General features: G+C 60.9%; 2 protein-coding genes. Both read left to right on the top strand.

From position 1 onward, the window contains the following. Complete coding sequence (locus ASU03_RS22000; protein WP_331456682.1) at positions 1-99, top strand: GlsB/YeaQ/YmgE family stress response membrane protein; 99 nt, start codon at positions 1-3, stop codon at positions 97-99. A gap of 44 nt (positions 100-143) precedes the next feature. Then, entirely contained in the window at positions 144-713 is a 570-nt protein-coding gene (locus ASU03_RS19275; protein ID WP_057833298.1) for a DUF3299 domain-containing protein, read from the top strand. Positions 714-768 lie beyond the last annotated feature (55 nt).

Here is a 768-nt window from a genome sequence, read left to right as displayed (position 1 = left end):
CTGGGGATCTACCAGGCAGGCCAAGGCGCAGGCTTCATTGGCGCGCTGGTTGGTGCCATCGTGTTGCTGGTGATCTACGGTCTGCTGAAAAAGAAATGATTTAGCGTCAAGCCCTCTGCGCTGCGCAGGCGCAGAGGGCTAGAATGCCGACACTTGTTTATTGGTCGAGCCACTCCAGGCGCCGTCTTCTGTTGACTGTCCTTTTGCTGGGTTCAAGCCTGACCCACGCCGCTGAGCTTGCGGAAACCGACTGGCTGGAACTGATGCCCAAGTCGGACCAGAAAGCCCTCGAACAAATGCCTGATATCGACCACAACTCCCCGGGAGCCCTGGGCACCTTTACCGAAAAGGGTGGCCTGAAGCAGAGCAAGGGGTTGCCGGCGGTAATGTATTCGACCAAGACCGTGGCCGCCATGAATGGCAAGCACATCCGCCTGGGTGGCTACCCGGTGCCGCTGGAAACCGATGCCAAGGGGCGCAGCACCCTGTTCTTCTTGGTGCCTTACCCGGGCGCCTGCATCCACGTGCCACCGCCGCCGCCCAACCAGTTGGTGCTGGTGCGCTATCCCAAGGGCTTGAAGCTGGACGATATCTATACACCGCTGTGGGTGACGGGCACGCTGAAGGTGGAGACGGTCAACAACGACCTGGCGGATGCGGCGTATGCGCTGGATGCGGGGGTGGTGCGGGTGGTGCAGGAGTCAGACCTGTAACCAGCACCACAAATCTCCCTACAGGGGCAGGCTGGCGATGCTCACGCCCATGGTG

Source organism: Colwellia sp. TT2012 (assembly GCF_001440345.1).
Taxonomy (GTDB): domain Bacteria; phylum Pseudomonadota; class Gammaproteobacteria; order Enterobacterales; family Alteromonadaceae; genus Colwellia.
Note: the sequence above shows the minus strand (reverse complement) of the source record. Positions and strands in the feature narration are given on the sequence as shown.